Source organism: Gammaproteobacteria bacterium (genome assembly GCA_016712635.1).
Taxonomy (GTDB): domain Bacteria; phylum Pseudomonadota; class Gammaproteobacteria; order SZUA-140; family SZUA-140; genus JADJWH01.
On sequence record JADJQS010000006.1, the window covers coordinates 285,625 to 304,332 of the forward strand.

Sequence of the window (18,708 nt, forward strand, 5' to 3'; positions counted from 1 at the left end):
ATGGCGAGAGCACTGCGTCGACACCTGTCGCGTCGACCCGCGGGATATGACATTCCCGTGAATCCGGCCTGATCTGGCCGCAAAATTGACATATGCACCCGGATATTCAAGAATCGACCTCATTACGCTGGGAGAGAGCGGGGGGATGCTCATGATTATTCGTATCATGCGCGCGGCAGTCGTCGCCATCGCCATATCAACGCTGCCAGCCTGCAACAGCGGGAGTGACAGTTCGCCGAACAACATCACCGCGGTCGCGATCGTCGTCAATACCCCGGCCCCCCGCATCGCCTACCCGCTGACGACGACGGTGTCGCTGAGCGCGGATCAGCCGGCAGAGAACGTCACCGTCTCGCTGTTCGCCATCGACGAAACCTCCGATCCCAACGCCGAAGTCAGGCAGATCCCGCTGGGCACCGAGGTCATCGAGGACCTGCCGGCGGGGAGCAGTGACCACGAGCTGAACGTCAACGTGCCCTCCAGCGTGGAGATCAGCGGCCCGTATCACATCGCCGTCGTGGTCGATCCGGTGGAAGAGATCGCGGAGGGGGACGAGGAGGACAACACCGCCTCGGTCCAGGTCACGCTGGCGCCGACCATTGATCCGAACGTCCTGCTGTCCGGGGTGGAGCTGGATCGTACCGCACTGATCATCAATACCGATGAATACGCCGACCAGGTGGATGGCTCCCCCGGAAACGTGCACAACGCCGATGCCGGCGGCACCATCACGGTGGGCTCCGACGGGCTGGAGGTCGGCGAGACAGTCGACATCGAGGGCTTTGCCAGCCTGCGCATCACGCGTACCGATAACAACACGACGCTCGACGTGCCGCTGTACCTGTGGAACTCCGACGAGCAGCGCTACATGAACGCCTACGGCATTGATCCCGATACCAGCGTGCAGGGCGCGGTCGAGTGGCTGCCGCTGGGCACGTTCACGCCGCAACTGGCGGAGATAATCGGTGAGGAGGCCGAGCTGGATGACATCGAGCGGAACTCCGAGCACATGGATTTCTATTTCCCCGGCAAGCTGGGCTTCGAACTCGAGCAGGCGCTGCGTTATCCGCCGATACCGTGTACCGGCACCTGTACGAATACCGCGACGCCGCCGACCATACCGCCGCCGGATCTCACCGCGGCCGCGATCGACCAGCTGAGAAGCTTCCTATCCGGTCTGCCCTTCAGCGGTGTGCGGGGCGATGAAAGCACCAGCCTGGCCGCGCTGGATTTCGCGGTGTGCGTCAGGATCCGTCCAGCGGATCTGTCGGTCACCGACAGTGACGCGTCGGATAACGAGGCCTGTCCGTCTCTGGAAATATTTCTGCCGCCCCTGCCGCCCGGCACCCCCTTGTATAACACCGGCAGCTACGTGCCCCTCCACGATACGCCTTCCGAGCCGCTGACCTCGGGTGACGGTTTCGCCACGAAGAACAACAACCCGCATTTCGCCTTCAATCTCGATTTCGGCGCCGGCGCCACGGCGGATAACCGGGGGTATATCGAGACCATCACCGCCGGTATTCCCGTTACTCTGCTCGGCCAGGATTTCGACTTCTATCGTGTAACGGCGCGCGCGCAACTGGTTCCCGATTACCTGAACAAGCCGTCGTCGGACCAATCGGGATTCTCCTATGAAATACGCTTCCTGAACCAGGTGATCGAAGCGATACCGCCGATCACGGCCTCCATATCCGGCAGCCTGATCTCGTATTCGAAGGAGATCGAGAAGGAACAGCAGTTCTTCGTCGGTCCGGTCCCGATGATCGCCGGCGCCTCCGTCGGCGGCAGTATCGGGCTGGAGCTTACCGTCGGCTATGCCGACGATGACGCGCCGGTTTTCGGCGGCGGCAACGCCGTGGTGTCGCTGGGCAGCTCCATCGGCCCGTTCGCCAACCTCGAGGCGGCCATGTTCGCCGGTGTCGGAACCGTGGTGTTCGCGGTGGGCGTTGAAGGTGTGCTGGTGCTGCTCGATGAAAGGCTCGTGTATTTCATCGGTACCGAGATCGAGGTCATCGATGACGGCTTCACCAGCGGCGATGTCGAATTCATGATCACCCAGCTGCAGAAGCTGAGCAATATCTTCACCGGTCCGCAGGGCAAGATCAACCTGTTCGCCAAATACTCCGTGCCGGCGATCAGGACCTGCAAATGGGGGTTCGTCAAGGTGCCATGCCTGAAGCTGGTCACGATCAAGGCGACCAAGAACATCTACAGCACGCCGGCCTTGTTCCGCCGCGAGGACGTCCTGTTCGAAGACCCGTTCGCCCAGCTCGACGTGGTCATCGTGAGCGGCCAGTCGCCGGCGTACTTCGTGCCTTGATGTGAATGAAACGGCGCTGGATACTGCCGGCTGCGCTGGCGCTGGTACTGGGCGCGGGCATACTGCTTGCGGTATGGATCCCGGGTTCCCCGGATAGAAATCCTTCGGTACCGCCGCAGGCCGCCGCGCCGGATGGCCTGGCGGTCCCATCAATGCAATGGCGCCCAGGCGTATCCCAGCAGTACCGGGTGTTGTCCGAGTCCACCATGCAGATGCAGGCCGCGACGAACGGCGCCTCGTCCATACAGGTGAATCTGCGCGGCCTGCTCGATACCCTGACCCTGGAGGCTGATGCCGGCCACGCCCTGGTCGGCATGCGGCTGTCATCGGCCGAGCTGAAGATCAGCGGTACGATGGACGCCGAAACCAATCGCGCGCTCGGCGTGCCGTTCAGGGTGCGCTTCGCCGCCAACGGCATGCCGCAGGCCTTCGAGTTTCCCGCCGAAGTCAATCAGCAGAACCGCCGCATCCTCGAGGGCCTGGTGCGCACCTTCCAGGTCAGCCTCGACCGCGGCGATACCTGGGTGACGCAGGAGAACAATGCCTCGGGGACGTACGAGGCCGCCTACCGGCGCAGCGGCCCGAACGCCTTCGAGAAGACCAAGCGCCGGTTCACCGCCACGGCAGCCGGCATGATCGGCTGGTCGGAGGCCGGTTCCACGGAGACATTCAGCATCGAGCCGGGCCGGGACTGGATCGCGGCGATGGACGTGGCGGAGAACATGAGTTCCGCAGGCCAGGGCGGGCCGGCGATTAAGGTCAGCAATCACGCAACACTGAAGCTGAACGAGGGTGCGCGAGCGACACTTGCGGCAAAGTTGTGGAACTTCGAGGCCGCTGCCGCTGTCGATGGCAGCGCCATGATGAGGGACATCGTGCCGGCAATGACGGCGGAAGAGGCGCGCAGGGAGATTCAGGCGACCATCCCGGTGCTGGATGCCGCCGCGCAGGGGCGGCTGGCGCAGATCCATCGCCTGCGTGACCTGTTGCGCGTGGATGCCTCCCTGCCCGCGATCATTCTGGACATTTTGAAGACGCAGGAGCTCAGCGACCGGACCCGCGCCGACCTTTACCTGGCGCTGGAGTTGGCCGGTACCGATAGCGCGCAGGCGGCGCTGGTCGGGGTGATCAGTGACAGCAGCTGGTCGCTCAAGGACGGCATGCGCGCCATCGTCGCGCTGGGCGGGGTCAGGCAGCCTACCGCGGAGGGAATCACGGCGCTGTGGGACGCGACGCAGAACTATGCGGGCGGTGAACGCCAGCGGATGGCGAGCTCGGCCGCGTTCGCACTGGGCAGTATCGGCAGCACGCTGCACAAGGCCGATGATCCCGGCTACGCCACGCTGCGTTCGGACCTGCTCGGAAATGCGCTGGGTTCCGGTGATGCGGCAACCCGCAGCGACTACATCATCGCCCTCGGCAACACGCAGGACCCGACACTGGCAGGCGATGTCGCCGGATTGCTCAATGATTCCGAGCCGTCGGTACGCCGTGCGGCAGCGCTGTCGCTGGGTTCCCTGGGCGCCGACCCGGTCGCCGACCGGCTGGTCTCCCGCTTCCGCGCGGAGGACAATGTCTATGTGCGCGGCGCGATCGCCGAGTCGCTGCAAACGTGGACGGAACCCACCGAGTCCGCGATGGCGATGTTCAGGCAGGCGGTGCGCACGGAGGTCGACGAAAGCACACGCTACAACATTGCGCTCCTGCTGGGCGACAACCTGGCGAGATTCCCAGCGAATGAGCCGGTGCTCAGGGAGGTCATGCGTGCCGAACCGTCGAAGCGCATCCGGCAGAAGGTTGCCGAGGCGCTTTCCATAAAACAATAACAGGCCGGAATCACATTTCACGAGGGAGCAGGGCGAGGGGTTGGATCAGCAGATATGAACGTGCGGCAGCGTAAAGAACTGATCGGAAAATTGAAGGCCCGTTTCGAGGCGAACATGGGCCGCCATGCAGGCATTGGCTGGTCCGGTGTACAGGCGAGGCTGGAGTCCTTCCCCGGGAAACTGCGCTCGCTCGATGAGATGGAGAAAACCGGGGGAGAGCCGGATGTCGTCGGCCATGACAGCAAGACCGGGGAATTCATTTTCTGTGACTGTTCCGCCGAGAGCCCGGCAGGGCGCAGGAGTGTCTGCTATGACCGCGAGGGGCTGGAGTCGAGGAAGGAACACAGGCCGGAGAATTGTGCGACGGACATGGCAGCGGCCATGGGCATCGAACTCCTGACGGAAGAACAGTATCGGGGATTGCAGGAATTGGGGTGCTTCGATACTAAAACGTCGAGTTGGGTACTGACGCCTGCTGGCATCAGGAGGCTCGGCGGGGCCCTGTTCTGTGATCGCCGCTATGACACCGTTTTCGTGTATCACAACGGTGCCCAGTCGTACTATGCCGCGCGGGGTTTCCGCGGCGCATTGAAGGTGTAGCATCTCTCCGGCGCGGCACCGGGATGGAGTCGACATGAGCAAACTCATGCGGTTCCCCGCTTCGGTCAGGCGGGATCCGGCCATCGAGGCCTGGATGCACGGGCATGCGGGTGAACTGGGCGCGATCGCCCGGCACTGGTTCGAGGTCATGCGCGGCTGCGGGGACGATGTCCGCGAGCTGCTGCACGACGGTCATCCGACCGCGTGTGTGGGCGATGCGGCATTCGCCTACGTGAATGCCTTCAGGGCGCACGTCAATGTCGGGTTCTTTCGCGGCGCCGGGATTGCTGATCCCGCGGGCCTGCTGGAAGGCGACGGCAGGTACATGCGTCATGTGAAACTCCGGCCCGGGGGCGACGTCGATGCCGCGGCGCTGACGCGGCTGATCGAGACCGCCTGCGCGGATATGAGGCGGTGCCTTCAGGCGGGGTAGTGCGGTTCGATCGATTTACCTTAGATAATCAGGGGAAAATCTCTGTCATCTGTCGCGCAGTCCCTGTACGGTTATCGGTGAAATGTCCGGATATTCCACCACCCCGGGAATCCCGGTCAGCAACTCCCGCCATCAGCGACACACCGACTTTTTCAGGACCGGACTGGTGGTATAGTCATGGGCGCCACCGCTTTGTTCCGTGGATTCGCCGCACATGAAGACGCAATACTACACGGCCTGCAGCCTCGACGGTTTCATCGCGACGGAGGACCACTCGCTGGAGTGGCTCTTCCAGCTCGGCGACGTCAACGAGACCAGCTACCCGGAGTTCATCAAGGACGTCGGCGCGCTCGCGATGGGTTCGTCCACCTACGAGTGGATGCTCCGGAATGTCATCAGGCCGGACTCCGGATCGGGGGCTACGTGGCCCTACGACCAGCCTGTCTGGATATTCTCAAACCGGTCCCTGCCGGGCGTGGCCGGTGCGAATCTGCACTTCGCGCGGGGCGATGTGCGGCCGGTCCATGAGCAGATGCGCGCGGCGGCGGGCGGGCGCAACATCTGGATCGTCGGCGGCGGCGAGCTGATCGGCCAGTTCCATGACGCGGGCCTGCTCGACGAGATCATCGTACAGGTGGGATCGGTCACCCTCGGCGCCGGCCGGCCGCTGCTCCCGCGCCGCATCGCCTTCCCGCCGCTGTCACTGACGTCCGCGCGCGCGATCGGGCCCGGATTCGCCGAGCTCCGCTACGACGTGCCGCGCGCGGATCGTCCGGCGCGGCAGCCATCACATCCAAGCTGAGAGGACCACGATCATGCCGGCAAACACCAACACCATCCGCCTTCACCGCGTGCTCCGTTCGACGCCGGAGCGCATCTACCGGGCGTTCATCGACGCGGACGCCATGGCCAAATGGCTGCCGCCGAACGGTTTCACCGGCAAGGTCCACGAGATGAACGCGAAGGTCGGCGGCACGTTCAGGATGTCGTTCACGAACTTCACCACCGGCAGGAGCCATGCCTTCGGCGGGGCCTACCTCGAGCTCGTCCCGCACGAGCGCATCCGCTACACCGACGTGTTCGACGACCCGAACCTGCCCGGCGAGATGCGAACGACGGTAACACTGAAGCCGGTCTCCGTCGGCACCGAGGTGAACATCGTGCAGGAAGGCGTGCCCGGCGTCATCCCGCCCGAGGCCTGCTACCTGGGCTGGCAGGAGTCGCTCATCCTGCTCGGAAAGCTCGTCGAGGCCGAGATCCCGGAATAGCTTGCTTGAAATATTTAGATATTTGGGGTCAGAGTAAAAACATGCAGTGGACAGTGACGATACGTCAATCACTCAAGTGTTTTTACTCTGACCCCAAATATCGGAGTATCAGGCAGGTATAGTGATCCGCTGACCGTGAAATGGAGTGTCGATATGGATGATTTCCTGAGTGCCTGGAGTTCCCGAGTACTGAGTATCCTGCGCATCGTGACGGCGTTTTTGTTCATGGCGCACGGCACCCAGAAGGTGTTCGGATTTCCGGGGTCTCAGCGCCAGGAGTTCGATCTCTTCTCGCTGTCGGGCGTTGCCGGCACGCTGGAGGTGTTCGGCGGCCTGCTGATCCTGTTCGGCCTGTTTACCCGTCCGGTCGCGTTCCTGCTTTCCGGCCAGATGGCGTTCGCCTATTTCATCGCCCATGCGCCGAGGGACTTCTGGCCCCTCCTGAATGGCGGCGAGCTGGCCGCGATGTGGTCGTTTCTGTTCCTGTATCTGGCCTTCGCCGGCGGCGGTGAATGGAGCCTGGACCACATCCGTAACGCCAGCCGCACAGGCAAGCCCACCTGAGATTCGAGATAACCGGGGTCAGAAGATATTTGGGGTCAGAGTAAAAACATTTGTCAGTTTCTAGAAATAGTAACTGGCCTGCCTCATGTTTTTACTCTGACCCCAAATATCCAAAGGGCGCCGGCTTGCTAACAGTGACTGCGACCTGTCATGATTCTGTCATCTGATCCCGAATCTGACCCGCCCGTCTGTCACGCTCATTGATCTTTTTCCCAGTCCCAAGGACGATCCGGCACCGGAGCAGCGGAGTCATGCTGGCCGGCATGCTCTGCCTGTCGCTGTCCACCGCCGGCGCCGAGGAGGCGCCGATCGAGCTCTCCGGCGAGGAGAGCATCTTCGACTTCCTGAATCCGGCCCACGAATTCTGGTCTGGAAAGGTATCGGATTACGCGGGGCGGCTGGATCGCTTCTTCGGCGACGAACGCGATTTCCAGGAGTCTAACGAGAGCATCGTCCAGTTCGACCTCATCCAGCTGGTGGACGAGGGCGGCGACCATCGGACGACCTTCTCGGGCCGTGCCAAGCTGGTCCTGCCGCAGACCGAGAAGCGCCTGCACCTGCTGGTGGAGACCGATCCCGAGGAGGTGGCAAGCAACGAGATCTCGGAAGAGGGGCCGGTGACGACCGGCGACATCAAGTCCGCGGACAGCTACGCGGCGGCGCTGCGCTACCAGAAGGACAAGGAAGACATCTGGCATTTCAGCACCGACCTCGGCGTCCGCCTGAACTCGGGGCTGGATCCCTATACCCGTGTGCGCGGCAGCGGCGCGCTGATGCTCGGGGCCTGGCGTTTCAAGCTGACCGAGACGCTGTTCTGGTTCCGCACCATAGGCGCCGGCGAGACCACGCGGCTGGACATCGAACGCCCGCTCGCCGCCACGCTGCTGTTCCGCTCGGCGAGCAGCGGCACCTGGCTGCATGACGACTCAAGCTTCAGCGTGCGCCAGGACCTGTCGCTCTATCAACCGGTGGACGACCGCCGCGCGCTGGTCTACCAGATCAGCGGCGTGGGCACCGCCCAGCCGGAGAAGCGGATGGAGGAGTACGTCGTACTGCTGCGCTACCGCCACCGCCTGCACCACCACTGGCTGTACGGCGAGATCAGTCCGCAGGTCCACTACCCGGAGGAGACCGGCTACCACCCCGACCTGCAGCTCGTGCTGCGCCTGGAGATGCAGTTCGGGAGCGGTCTGAACCGCTAGCGTCCCGAGACCTTGCCGCATCGAACGGGGACAGATTTATTTTTCCCGATGCAGATTGATCTTCTTTCGGCTCGAGATGTGTGCTGGCCGTGATCCTGTTCCGCGTGACAAACGGATGACAGTAACGGTGTTGCTCCGACTACCCATTCAGCGTATTGCCTATCACACATCGCGCATGCTAAGTTGCGCGCGTGAATGTGACCCGAGTCAGCCGCCGCGTGAAGGCGCCCCGCGCGAGCGTATACCACGCGCTGCTCGACGTGCGCGCGATCGCGGTCTGGATGGTGCCGGACGGCATGACCGGCCAGATTCACGAGTTCGACGCCCGCGAAGGCGGCAGGTTCCGGGTGTCGCTCACCTACATCGAGCCGACGGGCATCGGCAAGACGACTGCGCGCACCGATACCTACAACGGCCACTTCGTGCGGCTCGTCCATAACGAACAGGTCTTCGAAGTGGTCGAGTTCGAGACCATGGACCCCGACCTCCGCGGTGAAATGACCATCACGATCACCCTCGCCGACGCGGACGGCGGCACCGACATCCTCGTCGTGCATGACGGAGTCCCGTGCGGCCTGCCCGACTCCGACAATGAGGCCGGCTGGCGCCATTCGCTTGAGAAGCTCGCGGCCCTCGTGGAGTCGTAATAGCCCGTAGGGTCTGTCCCGTTCGGGTCCCCGGCCGTGCCGGAATTACCGTAAGTCAGGGAGCGGGCGTGTCGGCCGTTTCGCCCTGCGCGCGTTCCAGATCCTTGAAAATCGTGTAGGCGATGGCAAGCAGGGTCGGGCCGATGAAGATGCCGAGGAAGCCGAACGCGAGCACGCCGCCGATACCGCCGAGGAACACCAGGATGAAGGGCAGCTTGCTGCCCTTGCTGATGAAGTAGGGCTTCAGGAAGTTGTCGATGGTGCTGACCACGAGCACTCCCCACACCACGAGGAAGATCGCCGAGCCGGTCTCGCCCTGCTGGAACAGCCAGACGGAGGCCACCGCCCAGGCGATGGAGGAGCCGAAGGGGATCAGCGCCAGTACACAGGTCAGGGCTCCGAGCAGCAGTGCGCCGGGCACCCCCGCGATGAACATGCCGACGCCGGCGAGGAAACCCTGCGCGAGCGCGGTGCCGATGATGCCGTAGATCACGCTCTTGATGGTGATGTCGGCGATGCGCAGCATGCCGGCCCCGCGCTTGCCGCCGACGCGCGACAGCAGACCCTGCAGCCGCACCGGCAGTGTCCTGCTGTCGCGGTAGATGAAGAAGGAGATGAACACGCTGAGCGTGAGGTACAGGATGCCCTCGCCGAGCGCGGCGGCTCCGCGCAGCGCAGTCTCCCGCAGTGGAACGAGGTAGTGGGTCAATGCCTCGGTGAGGCGCGTTCCGCTGCCGGCCATCTCCTGCCAGCGCTCATGGAGCGTCGCGCCCACCAGGGGGATATTGAGCACCCAGTCGGGCGCGCTGGGCGGGCCCTCGGTCAGCAGGTGCCGTGCCATCTCGATCAGCGTCCGGATGTCGTCCGTCAGGCTGGCGCCGACCACGACGAGCGGGACGATCAGGACGCCGGTCACGATCATGACCATCAGCCCGCTGGCCAGTCCCGCGCGTCCCCCCAGTGCCTGCTCGATGCGCCGGTACAGCGGCCAGGTGGAGGAGGACAGGATCGCGGCGAGGAGCACCGCCGACAGGAACGGCCGCAGCACGAAGTAACATCCCACCACCAGCGCGACGAGGAGCGCGATGCCGGCATAGTAGTCGATGCGATGATCGCTCAGGGCGTCATTCATTCTGGACATGAGGGGTCTCGGGGCTGTGTTGGCGACCTGCTGAAGCTAGCATGAAACAATGCGCGTATAAATAAAATCAGGCGCCGGCGTGTGCATGGCCCTCGCGGGTCATTCTTCGTGCGCGGCGTTATGACGATAATTTGTCGGGGAAATTAATTCTTCCCGGCGATGTTAACGTCGCGCGCGGTGGATTGAGTATACTGGCCTTTCAACACGAGGGGAGAATCGCCATGGCTGAGAAAAAGATCATCGCGATAGTGGGCGCGACCGGCGCGCAGGGCGGCGGGCTGGCGCGCGCGATACTGTCCGATCCGGGGGGAGGCTTCGCGGTGCGCGCGCTGACGCGCGACGTCGATTCGGACAAGGCGAAGGAACTGAAGCAACTGGGCGCCGAGGTCGTGGCGGCGGACGTGGATGACGCGGCCAGCCTGGAGCGCGCGTTCCGCGGCGCGCACGGCGCCTACTGCGTCACCTTCTTCTGGGCGCATTTCTCGCCGGAGAAGGAGCTGGCCGAGGCGAAGGCCCTGGCGAATGCGGCGCGGCGCGCCGGCGTTGATCACGCCATCTGGTCCACGCTGGAGGACACGCGCGAGTGGATCCCGATCGGCGACGAGCGCATGCCGACCCTGATGGGCAAGTACAATGTGCCGCACTTCGACGCCAAGGGCGAGGCGAACCATTTCTTCGCCGCCGCGGGCGTGCCGACGACATACCTGCTCACCTCGTTCTACTGGGACAACCTGATCCACTTCGGCATGGGGCCGAAGCCCGGACCGGACGGTGAACTCGCCTTCACGCTGCCGATGGCGGACAAGAAACTGCCGGGGATCGCGGCGGAGGACATCGGCAAGTGCGCCTATGGCATCTTCAAACGGGGCCGCGAACAGATCGGCGGGACCGTCGGCATCGCCGGCGAACACCTGACCGGCGCGCAGATGTCGGCTGCGCTGGGCAAGGCGCTGGGCCGGGTGGTGAACTACAACGCCGTCACGCCGGAGCAGTACCGCGCCTTCGGCTTTCCGGGGGCGGAGGATCTCGGCAACATGTTCCAGTTCAAGCGCGACTTCGAGGCGGACTTCTGCGGCGCGCGCAGCCTCGCGGTCTCGCGCGCGCTCAACCCCGCCCTGCAGACCTTCGCGCAATGGCTGGCGCGGAACAAGGACCGCATCCCGCTCGGATAACGATCGGGCCTTGAAGGCGGCTCCAGCCCGGCCGTCCGCCGCAAGAATCGGGTGGGGGCGGCCGCGCCGCCGTGGCAGAATGCGTCCATGAACGATTACGACCGCATCGCCCGGGTCATCCGCTACCTCGACGCACATCAGGCCGAACAGCCCGATCTCGCGCGGCTGGCCGACCATGCCGGACTGAGCCCGTTTCATTTTCATCGCCTGTTCACCGCCTGGGCGGCGATCACGCCGAAGGATTTCCTGCAGCAGCTCACACTGGCGCACGCCCGGGCCGTATTGCGCGAAGGCGAGGGCGTTCTGGAGGCCGCCATCGACGCGGGACTGTCCGGTCCCGGCCGCCTGCACGATCTCTGCGTCAACCTCGAGGCAGCCTCGCCGGGCGAGATCAAATCCGGCGGCGCGGGGTGGACGATCACTGCCGGATTCGCCGACAGCCCCTTCGGGCGATACCTGGCCGGCGAGAGCCCGCGCGGCGTCTGCCATCTTTCCTTCATCGAGTCCGGTACCGGGGAAGCGGCGCTGGACGGGCTGCATGCGGACTGGCCAAATGCGCACCTGCGACGCGATGACGATGCCGCGGCGCGGCTCGCCGCACGCATCTTCGCAGCGCCCGCAGGCGTTTCCGCCGCGCGCCCGGCCCTGCGCGCGCTGGTGCGCGGTACGGCGTTCCAGTTGCGGGTGTGGCGCGCACTGCTGCGGATTCCATCGGGTGCGCTGATCACTTACGGACGTCTGGCGGCGGCGCTGGGCATGCCAGGGGCCGCGCGCGCCGTGGGGACGGCGGTGGGGCGAAATCCCCTCGCGTATCTCATACCGTGCCACCGCGTGATCCGCGAGACGGGCGCAGCCGGCGGCTACCGCTGGGGTGCGGAACGCAAGCGCGCGATGCTGGCGCGGGAGAGTGCGGAACCCGCGGGAGATAGCCGGGGGCTGATGTGTTCTTCACAGGAGGGGACAGATTTGTAAATCTGTCCCCGTATTGCCACATGCCTGGTCGGTGACGGACTTAAGTCCGTCCCCTGTTACGTTATGCCCCCGGGGTGGATGACGCCATGCCCTATCGACTGCTTGCCGACGCCGTGCTGGTGCTGCACCCGGTCGCCTTCGTCGTGCTCGTGTTGCGACGTGGTAAGCGCCGGTGGGCCGGGGGGCGGGTCGTCGCGCATCGCGGCCATCGGCATCGTCGTCGCCAGAGCTGGCTGGGATCCTGTGCCCGTCACCGGCTGGATCGTGGTGGCGAGCGCGGGAGGGGGTTACACGGCGGTTTCGGACGCTGGAGGCGCTTATCTATTCGTGCCTGCGGGCGTCGTCGCTACGCGGCGCGGGCTGGTGGTTCACGCGGCTGGCGGTCGCGGGGCGGTTCCATGACGGCGCAATGACGAGGCGCTGGGCCCGCACAGGGCGCGTGGCCTCTGGTGCCAAACCGCCGGCGGGCATGGCGCGCTGATGCCCATAGACCGCGCATCCCCGCGCCGGCACGCTCTGCCGCTGCGCCGCGGTGAATACCTGTTCCGCGCCGGCGATCCGCTGCGCGCGGTGTTCGCCGTCCGTTCCGGATCGGTGAAGACCTTCACCAGTTCCGGCGACGACGACGAGCGCGTGACCGGCTTCCACCTGCCGGGCGAGCTGATCGGGCTGGATGCGATCGGATCCGGCGTGTATCCCTGCTCGGCGCGCGCGCTGGAGACCAGCAGCGTGTGCGAGGTCGCCTACGAAGGACTCGAAGACCTGTCCATGAAGATCCGCGGTCTGCAGCGCCAGCTTCTGCGCCTGATGAGCCGCGAGATCCATCATGACGAGAAGATGATGGTGCTGCTGGGCGGCATGGCGGCGGAGGGCCGCCTCGCCGCGCTGCTGTCCAACATCGCCGCCCGCTTCAGTGAACGCGGATTCTCATCCCGTACCTTCCGCCTCAGCATGTCCCGCAACGAGATCGGCAGTTATCTTGGGCTGGCGGTGGAGACCGTCAGCCGCCTGTTCACCCGCCTGCAGGCCGAAGGCCTGCTCAGCGTGCAGCACAGGCAGGTGATGATCCACGACATGGACCGCCTGCAGCGCATGGCCGGCGCCTTCGGCGACGGCGCCGCGCACCGCCGCTGAATCCCTGAATTCCACTCCCAATCCGCATTTTTATTGATCTGCGTCAATGTTGGCGGGACGCCGCTCGCGCATAGTCTTGTCTGCCGGTGGAGGGGATGTTGCCAACCAGGCAAGGCGACATGCGGCAGGGTCCGCAGGGCGCGAATACCGATAACAAGAAGCAGGAGAACAACCATGTGGAAGCGTAAGAGCAGGTATATGATGAGTACCGGACTGGGCGTGTTCATGGCTGCGGCGAGCGTCGCCGCAACGGCCGCGCCCGGAGACTGGCTGGTGCGCGTCGGCCCGGTGAGCGTCAGCCCCAATGACGAGAGCGGCGAGTTGTCCGGTATCGCCGGCGGCGAGGTCTCCGTGGCGGGCGATACCAGCCTGGGCATCACGCTCGGCTACATGCTGAGCGACAAGCTCGGCATCGGCGTGCTCGGCGCGCTGCCGTTCAAGCACGAGATCAGCGGCGAGGGGTCGATCGCCGGCCTGAACGCCATCGCGGACGTGGAACACCTGCCGCCGACCGTGACGCTGCAGTACCACTTCTCGCCGGAAGCCGGTGTGCGTCCCTACGTGGGCGCGGGGCTCAACTACACCACGTTCTTCAGCGAGGAAACCAAGGGCGCGCTGGACGGTACCGACATCAGCCTGGATGCATCCTTCGGGCTGGCCGTGGAGGCCGGGGTGGACGTCGACATCAACCAGGACTGGTTCCTGAGCGCGCAGTTCTGGTACATCGACATTGCGACCACGGCGGAGCTGGGCGGCGGCATCGGCGAGATCGATGTCGACATCAATCCCTGGGTGTTCATGCTCGGCGCGGGCCGCAGCTTCTGATGAGTCCCGGCGCCATGCCGGCGCAGGGGAAGGTTTTTGGAGGGGGCGATGTGGGCCGCATGGACGCGGCCCCGTCCTTTACGGTGTCAAAAAAAACCCGCCTTGCGGCGGGGCAGCGATGGATCCGTCAAGTATGTAGATAGTGTGTTATGTGAACGCGACGTTCCAGTTCAGGCCGTGGAAAATCCGGTCACGATAAAGGCGAGGATCAATACGCCGCCGGTGCCGAGTACCATGAAAAATGCAGGATGCATGACGTTTCCCTCCTATCATTTCAATCGAACATGAGGCGATGCACCGCCTCGCTGATGTCGAACTGATCTCGGTGCAACTGTTGCAACTGAGGTGCTGTACAGCATGGAGAGATGCGCTGACTTCGCCGCCGTGCTGTGTTTTCCCCCGGCCCAGGGCGGGCCATCAGCGGCGATCATCGCGCTCAATGTATAGCAGATATACCGCGGGATGTCTCGTACAGGCCCCGTACCGCCACAAACGGAATAACATAGCAAAACAGTCAGGTATTCTGGCGCAAGCCCGCTCACGCGCCGGTGACCTTCCACCACGCGGTCGGGCGACAAAAGGCAGGCATCCCCGTCGCGCGGGTTCAGGAAACAGTGGCCTCCGACTTCTTCCTGGCCGGCTGTTTCCGCGGCTTGTCCATCGGCGCGGCGGCCTTCTCGAGCCAGTCCGCGATCGTGGTCTTCAGGTTGCCGAATTCCTGTTCCAGCGCGGCGGTCGCGGTGGCGAACGCCTTGTGACCCCTGGTCGCCAGTCCGGCCTCCTGCGCCAGGCGCGCATCGACCTCGCGTTCGGCGGCCAGCCAGTCGTCCTCGGGGGAGCCGTCGCGGAAGCCGCGCTGCTCGGCGCGCACGAAGGCGGCGAGCCGGATCATCTCGATGCGCTCCTCCGGAGTCACCCACACCCCGAGCAGCACCGTCTTCGCCGTCCTGCCGATGCCCTCGATCCTGATGCGCCCCTGTTCCACGTCGGCGAGGAAGCGGCGCAGATAGGGCAGGAATGAATCGCCAAACTTCTCCAGCGCGAACTCGCTGAAATCGCGCACGCTGTGTCCCGCCGCGAGCATGTGCTCGAAGGCGTTCTGGAGAGGGGTCCTGGCGGCGTCGTATCTTTCGGGGTCGATCGCTGAATCCATGGTGTCCTTTCTCATGCCGGTTCTCCTTTAGGCTGCGCGCATTGCGGGTCGGTGGTTCCGGAGCGGCCGCGCGTTTGTGCCGGTCCGACGGGTGGGGCGTCAGGCGTGACGGCTGAAACTTCCGTGCTGCGCGTACGCGAACAGTACGTCGAACTCACTGCCGTCCATGTGGATCAGTTCTTCGTGGTCTCCCGCCTCGAAATAGAGGTCGGCGTGTTCCGCAAGGGCGTCGTCCACCACGGTCGGCAGGCCGTAGATCATGCCGAGGGGAGGGATCGCGCCGGTGGCGCAGTCACGGAAGATCCGCGCAAGGTCGCGTTCGGTCGCGAGACGCAGCGAGCGCCGCAACTGTTTGCGCAGCAGGCCGAGCTGGACATAGTGGGTCGCGGGGACCACCGCCATCACGAAACCGTCTTCGTCTTCCAGGATGACTGCCTTGGCGAGCGCGTCGCCGGGGATATGGGCCGCTTCCGCGGTCTCCATGCTTGATCGCGTCTGCGGATGCAGGACGACGTCGTAGTGAATACCCTGCCGGACCATGAAGTCCTGGAGGGTGTGGGCGATGGACATGTCGTGTACTCCTGTGCTGGCACCTCGTCGAGTTTTGTTTGTTATAGCGGCAGTATACTCCCGGCATGCGGAAGGGAAACAGTGCGAGGTGGAAGTGTATCGCGCGATGCGTTGCTGTGTTATGCGATGGGGACAGACTTCAAGTCTGTCCCCTGGCTCGCGTTACAGGGAGTGACGCCCCGCGTATCTGTCGCCATATTTATAGAGAAAAAACATCGCAATGGCGGTGATTATTCAAGCGGACATTGATTATCGTGGCGCCGCCTCAGGCGCCAATCATCGACCAGACCTGGAAGCCGAGCAGGAGCAGGGTGAAGACCAGTCCGAGCGCGGGGATCCATGCCGGATAGGATACGGCACCCGCGACCGCGGCCCCGCGCCGCTTGATGACCAGCAGCGTGACCTGCATGCAGGCGAAGATGCACAGGGTGATGAAACTCGTCGCCTTGGCCAGGCCGACCAGCGAAAATCCCAGCGCCAGCGTCAGCACGATGGCGCCGACGATGAGTGTCGCCCGCAGCGGGGTGCGCGTGCGGGGGTGGACGGCGCCGAGGCCGCGCGGCGCGAGCCGCTGCGCGGCCATGCCGTAGATCACGCGCGAGGCCATGATGATCTGGATCAGCGCGCCGTTGACCACCGCGATCAGCCCGATGATGCTGATGGCGTCCTCGGCGGACTGGCTGTGGCGCCGCACGATATCCACCAGCGGGGCCTTGCTCGCGCCGAGTTCGGCGAGCGGCAGCGCGGCGACCGCGGTGATGGACACCAGCATGTACAGCACGGTGCTGAGTCCGAGCGCGGCCAGGATGCCGAGCGGCAGCGTGATGCGCGGTTTCTTTACCTCCTCCGCGAGATTCACCATGTCCTCGAAGCCGATGAAGGCGTAGAAGGCGAGGAACGATCCCAGCAGGATGCCGCTCCAGACCTGCGCGTCGAGCGGCGGCATGAGGCCGGTGAACGAACGCAGGCCGGCGATCGTCGCATCGCCGGCGCTGTAGAGCACCAGCAGCAGGCCGCCGACCTCGATCACGGTGACAACGGCCGCCACGGCCACCGATTCGGTGATGCCCCAGGCCGCGACGGCCGTTAACGCCATCACCAGCACCAGGATGATGAGCCACGGCGGCGCCTCCACGAAGACGTGGAAGTAGCCGACGAAGCCGTTGGAGATGGTCGCGGCGGAGACAGAGCCGACCGCCACCACGGACCAGCCGAGCAGGCCGGAGAACCAGCGGCGGCCGAAGGCGACCTCGGCGTAATAGGCCTCGCCCGCGCTGCGCGGGTAGCGCGAGGACAGTTCCGCGAAGGTGAAGGCGGTGAAGGTCGCGACGACGGCCGAGATCAGGAAGGCCATCGGCACGTACATGCCGGCGTGCAGCGCGACCTTGCCCACCAGCACATAGATTCCGGCGCCGATGATGGTGCCGAGCCCGTACAGGGTGAGGAGGGGCAGGTTGATGCTGCGCTTCAGCGCGGGCTGCGCCGGGTCCGTGCCGGTGTCTTCAGTTTGCATGTATCAATCCGCGAGCGGGGACAGATCCGGCATTCGGCATAGAGAGGGGACAGATTTCAAATCTGTCCCCATCCCGGATTATTTCGGCTGCGGCACAATGCGCAGGTAGGGTTTCGGCGCCTTCCATCCGCCGGGGAATTTCTTCTTCGCGTCCTCGTCCGAGACGGAGGGGACGATGATGACGTCGTTGCCGGGCTTCCAGTTCGCAGGCGTCGCGACCTTGTGCTTCGCCGTGAGCTGGATCGAGTCGAGCACGCGCAGCACCTCGTCGAAGTTGCGGCCGGTGCTCATCGGGTAGGTGAACATCGCCTTGACCAGCTTGTCGGGGCCAATCAGGAACACGGTCCGCACGGTGGCGTTGTCGATCGCCTTGCGGTCCTTCGCCGTGCCGCTCGCGTTCGGGTGGATCATGTCGTAGAGCTTCGCGACCTTCAGGTCGGTGTCGCCGATCATCGGGTAGTTGACCCGGTGGCCCTGGGTCTCCTCGATGTCCTTCGCCCACGCGGAGTGGTCGCTCACCGGGTCGATGCTGAGCCCCATGACCTTGCAGTTGCGTTTGTCGAATTCCTTCTTGAGTCCGGCCATGTAGCCGAGCTCGGTGGTGCACACCGGCGTGAAGTCCTTGGGATGCGAGAACAGGATGGCCCAGCCGTCGCCGATCCATTGATGGAAGTGAATCGTCCCTTCGGTGGTTTCCGCGCTGAAATCGGGTGCCGTATCGCCTATATGCAGGGACATGGATGACCTCCTGTGTTGTGTGTCTATGGAATGGCCAGATATACGAGCCTAGCATGATACAGGCTCTGCATCATCTGCGGCATCTTCGCTGTTTGGACGCCGTGCATGATGGATCATTCTGCCCGCGCCGCGCCCGCGCCGTGAGAATTCAGATTGCTGTTCGGGAATATTAAATTACGTATTGTCATTACTTATATTTTATTCCTGTGTCAGACTCTCATTACGACGCTGCGAAGCAGGCATCAGGGTGGCGTCGGCATGGTGAAAGGCCTTACAATTTTTCAACCAAAGGATTTTTCTGAACAGGAGGTCGTTATGACAAGCGATACCAAGGGTGCGAGGGACAGGCTGGTCGAGGATCTGAGGGCCGTCGTACAGGACGCGGAAGAGCTGCTCAAGGCCACCGCCGGCCAGACCGGCGAGAAGATCAGCGCGGTGCGCATCCGCGCCGAAGCGAGCCTGCGCGCGGCGCGCGACAGGCTGGGCGAGCTGGAGCACGACGTGATGGAGCGCGCACGCACGGCAGCCAAGGCGACCGACGAACTGGTGCACGAAAAGCCCTGGCAGTCCATCGCGGTCGCGGCGGGCGTGGCCTTCCTGCTCGGACTGCTCGCCGGAAGGCGCTAG

General features: G+C 64.4%; 19 protein-coding genes. 14 read left to right on the plus strand and 5 right to left on the minus strand.

All coding sequences use genetic code 11. The features are described 5' to 3' along the window. The first annotated feature begins 151 nt into the window (after positions 1 to 151). From IPK65_08250 to IPK65_08290, 9 genes are all read left to right on the plus strand, one after another. Positions 152 to 2,323 (plus strand): hypothetical protein, encoded by a 2,172-nt coding sequence (locus IPK65_08250; GenBank protein ID MBK8163126.1) that lies wholly within the window; start codon positions 152 to 154, stop codon positions 2,321 to 2,323. 5 nt (positions 2,324 to 2,328) lie between these two features. Then, entirely contained in the window at positions 2,329 to 4,149 is a 1,821-nt protein-coding gene (locus IPK65_08255) for a HEAT repeat domain-containing protein (protein ID MBK8163127.1), read from the plus strand. Between the two features lie 54 nt (positions 4,150 to 4,203). Further along, on the plus strand, positions 4,204 to 4,749 hold the full coding sequence (locus tag IPK65_08260; GenBank protein MBK8163128.1) for a DUF4256 domain-containing protein: 546 nt from the start codon (positions 4,204 to 4,206) through the stop codon (positions 4,747 to 4,749). Between the two features lie 34 nt (positions 4,750 to 4,783). Then, on the plus strand, positions 4,784 to 5,182 hold the full coding sequence (locus tag IPK65_08265; protein MBK8163129.1) for a DUF1801 domain-containing protein: 399 nt from the start codon (positions 4,784 to 4,786) through the stop codon (positions 5,180 to 5,182). 214 nt (positions 5,183 to 5,396) lie between these two features. Continuing rightward, entirely contained in the window at positions 5,397 to 5,984 is a 588-nt protein-coding gene (locus tag IPK65_08270; protein MBK8163130.1) for a dihydrofolate reductase family protein, read from the plus strand. A gap of 13 nt (positions 5,985 to 5,997) precedes the next feature. Further along, positions 5,998 to 6,450 carry an SRPBCC family protein gene (locus tag IPK65_08275; GenBank protein ID MBK8163131.1) on the plus strand — a complete coding sequence of 151 codons (453 nt, stop codon included), beginning with the start codon at positions 5,998 to 6,000 and terminating at the stop codon, positions 6,448 to 6,450. Between the two features lie 153 nt (positions 6,451 to 6,603). Further along, a complete protein-coding gene (locus IPK65_08280; protein MBK8163132.1) occupies positions 6,604 to 7,014 on the plus strand; it encodes a DoxX family protein in 411 nt (136 codons plus the stop codon). A 251-nt stretch (positions 7,015 to 7,265) separates the two neighbouring features. Next, positions 7,266 to 8,216 (plus strand): hypothetical protein, encoded by a 951-nt coding sequence (locus IPK65_08285; protein ID MBK8163133.1) that lies wholly within the window; start codon positions 7,266 to 7,268, stop codon positions 8,214 to 8,216. 191 nt (positions 8,217 to 8,407) lie between these two features. Further along, positions 8,408 to 8,863: an SRPBCC family protein gene (locus IPK65_08290; protein ID MBK8163134.1), complete on the plus strand. Its 456-nt coding sequence runs from the start codon at positions 8,408 to 8,410 to the stop codon at positions 8,861 to 8,863. A 55-nt stretch (positions 8,864 to 8,918) separates the two neighbouring features. Here the strand turns inward: IPK65_08290 and IPK65_08295 are convergent, their stop codons facing one another. Continuing rightward, complete coding sequence (locus tag IPK65_08295; protein MBK8163135.1) at positions 8,919 to 10,004, minus strand: AI-2E family transporter; 1,086 nt, start codon at positions 10,002 to 10,004, stop codon at positions 8,919 to 8,921. 221 nt (positions 10,005 to 10,225) lie between these two features. On the opposite strand from IPK65_08295, the gene IPK65_08300 reads away from it, so the two are divergent. From IPK65_08300 to IPK65_08315, 4 genes are all read left to right on the plus strand, one after another. Beyond that, positions 10,226 to 11,176 carry an NmrA/HSCARG family protein gene (locus tag IPK65_08300; GenBank protein MBK8163136.1) on the plus strand — a complete coding sequence of 317 codons (951 nt, stop codon included), beginning with the start codon at positions 10,226 to 10,228 and terminating at the stop codon, positions 11,174 to 11,176. Positions 11,177 to 11,263: 87 nt separating this feature from the next. Continuing rightward, entirely contained in the window at positions 11,264 to 12,148 is an 885-nt protein-coding gene (locus IPK65_08305; protein ID MBK8163137.1) for a methylated-DNA--[protein]-cysteine S-methyltransferase, read from the plus strand. 480 nt (positions 12,149 to 12,628) lie between these two features. Next, positions 12,629 to 13,282: a fumarate/nitrate reduction transcriptional regulator Fnr gene (gene fnr / locus IPK65_08310; protein ID MBK8163138.1), complete on the plus strand. Its 654-nt coding sequence runs from the start codon at positions 12,629 to 12,631 to the stop codon at positions 13,280 to 13,282. Between the two features lie 198 nt (positions 13,283 to 13,480). Continuing rightward, a complete protein-coding gene (locus IPK65_08315; GenBank protein ID MBK8163139.1) occupies positions 13,481 to 14,107 on the plus strand; it encodes an outer membrane beta-barrel protein in 627 nt (208 codons plus the stop codon). A gap of 604 nt (positions 14,108 to 14,711) precedes the next feature. Here IPK65_08315 and IPK65_08320 read toward each other — a convergent pair. From IPK65_08320 to IPK65_08335, 4 genes are all read right to left on the minus strand, one after another. Beyond that, positions 14,712 to 15,275 carry a DUF2934 domain-containing protein gene (locus tag IPK65_08320; protein MBK8163140.1) on the minus strand — a complete coding sequence of 188 codons (564 nt, stop codon included), beginning with the start codon at positions 15,273 to 15,275 and terminating at the stop codon, positions 14,712 to 14,714. Positions 15,276 to 15,359: 84 nt separating this feature from the next. After that, positions 15,360 to 15,830, minus strand: coding sequence for a YbaK/EbsC family protein (locus tag IPK65_08325; protein ID MBK8163141.1), 471 nt, complete (start codon positions 15,828 to 15,830; stop codon positions 15,360 to 15,362). Positions 15,831 to 16,095: 265 nt separating this feature from the next. Further along, positions 16,096 to 17,343, minus strand: coding sequence for an amino acid permease (locus IPK65_08330; protein ID MBK8163142.1), 1,248 nt, complete (start codon positions 17,341 to 17,343; stop codon positions 16,096 to 16,098). Positions 17,344 to 17,421: 78 nt separating this feature from the next. After that, the gene (locus tag IPK65_08335) at positions 17,422 to 18,081 is read right to left on the minus strand and encodes a peroxiredoxin (protein ID MBK8163143.1); all 660 of its coding nucleotides are present in this window, start codon (positions 18,079 to 18,081) and stop codon (positions 17,422 to 17,424) included. 315 nt (positions 18,082 to 18,396) lie between these two features. Between IPK65_08335 and IPK65_08340 the strand changes: the two genes are divergently transcribed. Beyond that, the gene (locus IPK65_08340) at positions 18,397 to 18,708 is read left to right on the plus strand and encodes a DUF883 family protein (GenBank protein ID MBK8163144.1); all 312 of its coding nucleotides are present in this window, start codon (positions 18,397 to 18,399) and stop codon (positions 18,706 to 18,708) included.

Excerpts from the sequence above, each read along its gene's own strand:
- IPK65_08250 (MBK8163126.1), top strand. The coding sequence starts at position 152 with ATGATTATTCGTATCATGCGCGCGGCAGTCGTCGCCATCGCCATATCA.
- IPK65_08255 (MBK8163127.1), top strand. The coding sequence starts at position 2,329 with ATGAAACGGCGCTGGATACTGCCGGCTGCGCTGGCGCTGGTACTGGGC.
- IPK65_08260 (MBK8163128.1), top strand. The coding sequence starts at position 4,204 with ATGAACGTGCGGCAGCGTAAAGAACTGATCGGAAAATTGAAGGCCCGT.
- IPK65_08265 (MBK8163129.1), top strand. The coding sequence starts at position 4,784 with ATGAGCAAACTCATGCGGTTCCCCGCTTCGGTCAGGCGGGATCCGGCC.
- IPK65_08270 (MBK8163130.1), top strand. The coding sequence starts at position 5,397 with ATGAAGACGCAATACTACACGGCCTGCAGCCTCGACGGTTTCATCGCG.
- IPK65_08275 (MBK8163131.1), top strand. The coding sequence starts at position 5,998 with ATGCCGGCAAACACCAACACCATCCGCCTTCACCGCGTGCTCCGTTCG.
- IPK65_08280 (MBK8163132.1), top strand. The coding sequence starts at position 6,604 with ATGGATGATTTCCTGAGTGCCTGGAGTTCCCGAGTACTGAGTATCCTG.
- IPK65_08285 (MBK8163133.1), top strand. The coding sequence starts at position 7,266 with ATGCTGGCCGGCATGCTCTGCCTGTCGCTGTCCACCGCCGGCGCCGAG.
- IPK65_08295 (MBK8163135.1), bottom strand. The coding sequence starts at position 10,004 with ATGTCCAGAATGAATGACGCCCTGAGCGATCATCGCATCGACTACTAT.
- IPK65_08300 (MBK8163136.1), top strand. The coding sequence starts at position 10,226 with ATGGCTGAGAAAAAGATCATCGCGATAGTGGGCGCGACCGGCGCGCAG.
- IPK65_08305 (MBK8163137.1), top strand. The coding sequence starts at position 11,264 with ATGAACGATTACGACCGCATCGCCCGGGTCATCCGCTACCTCGACGCA.
- fnr (MBK8163138.1), top strand. The coding sequence starts at position 12,629 with ATGCCCATAGACCGCGCATCCCCGCGCCGGCACGCTCTGCCGCTGCGC.
- IPK65_08315 (MBK8163139.1), top strand. The coding sequence starts at position 13,481 with ATGATGAGTACCGGACTGGGCGTGTTCATGGCTGCGGCGAGCGTCGCC.
- IPK65_08320 (MBK8163140.1), bottom strand. The coding sequence starts at position 15,275 with ATGAGAAAGGACACCATGGATTCAGCGATCGACCCCGAAAGATACGAC.
- IPK65_08325 (MBK8163141.1), bottom strand. The coding sequence starts at position 15,830 with ATGTCCATCGCCCACACCCTCCAGGACTTCATGGTCCGGCAGGGTATT.
- IPK65_08330 (MBK8163142.1), bottom strand. The coding sequence starts at position 17,343 with ATGCAAACTGAAGACACCGGCACGGACCCGGCGCAGCCCGCGCTGAAG.
- IPK65_08335 (MBK8163143.1), bottom strand. The coding sequence starts at position 18,081 with ATGTCCCTGCATATAGGCGATACGGCACCCGATTTCAGCGCGGAAACC.
- IPK65_08340 (MBK8163144.1), top strand. The coding sequence starts at position 18,397 with ATGACAAGCGATACCAAGGGTGCGAGGGACAGGCTGGTCGAGGATCTG.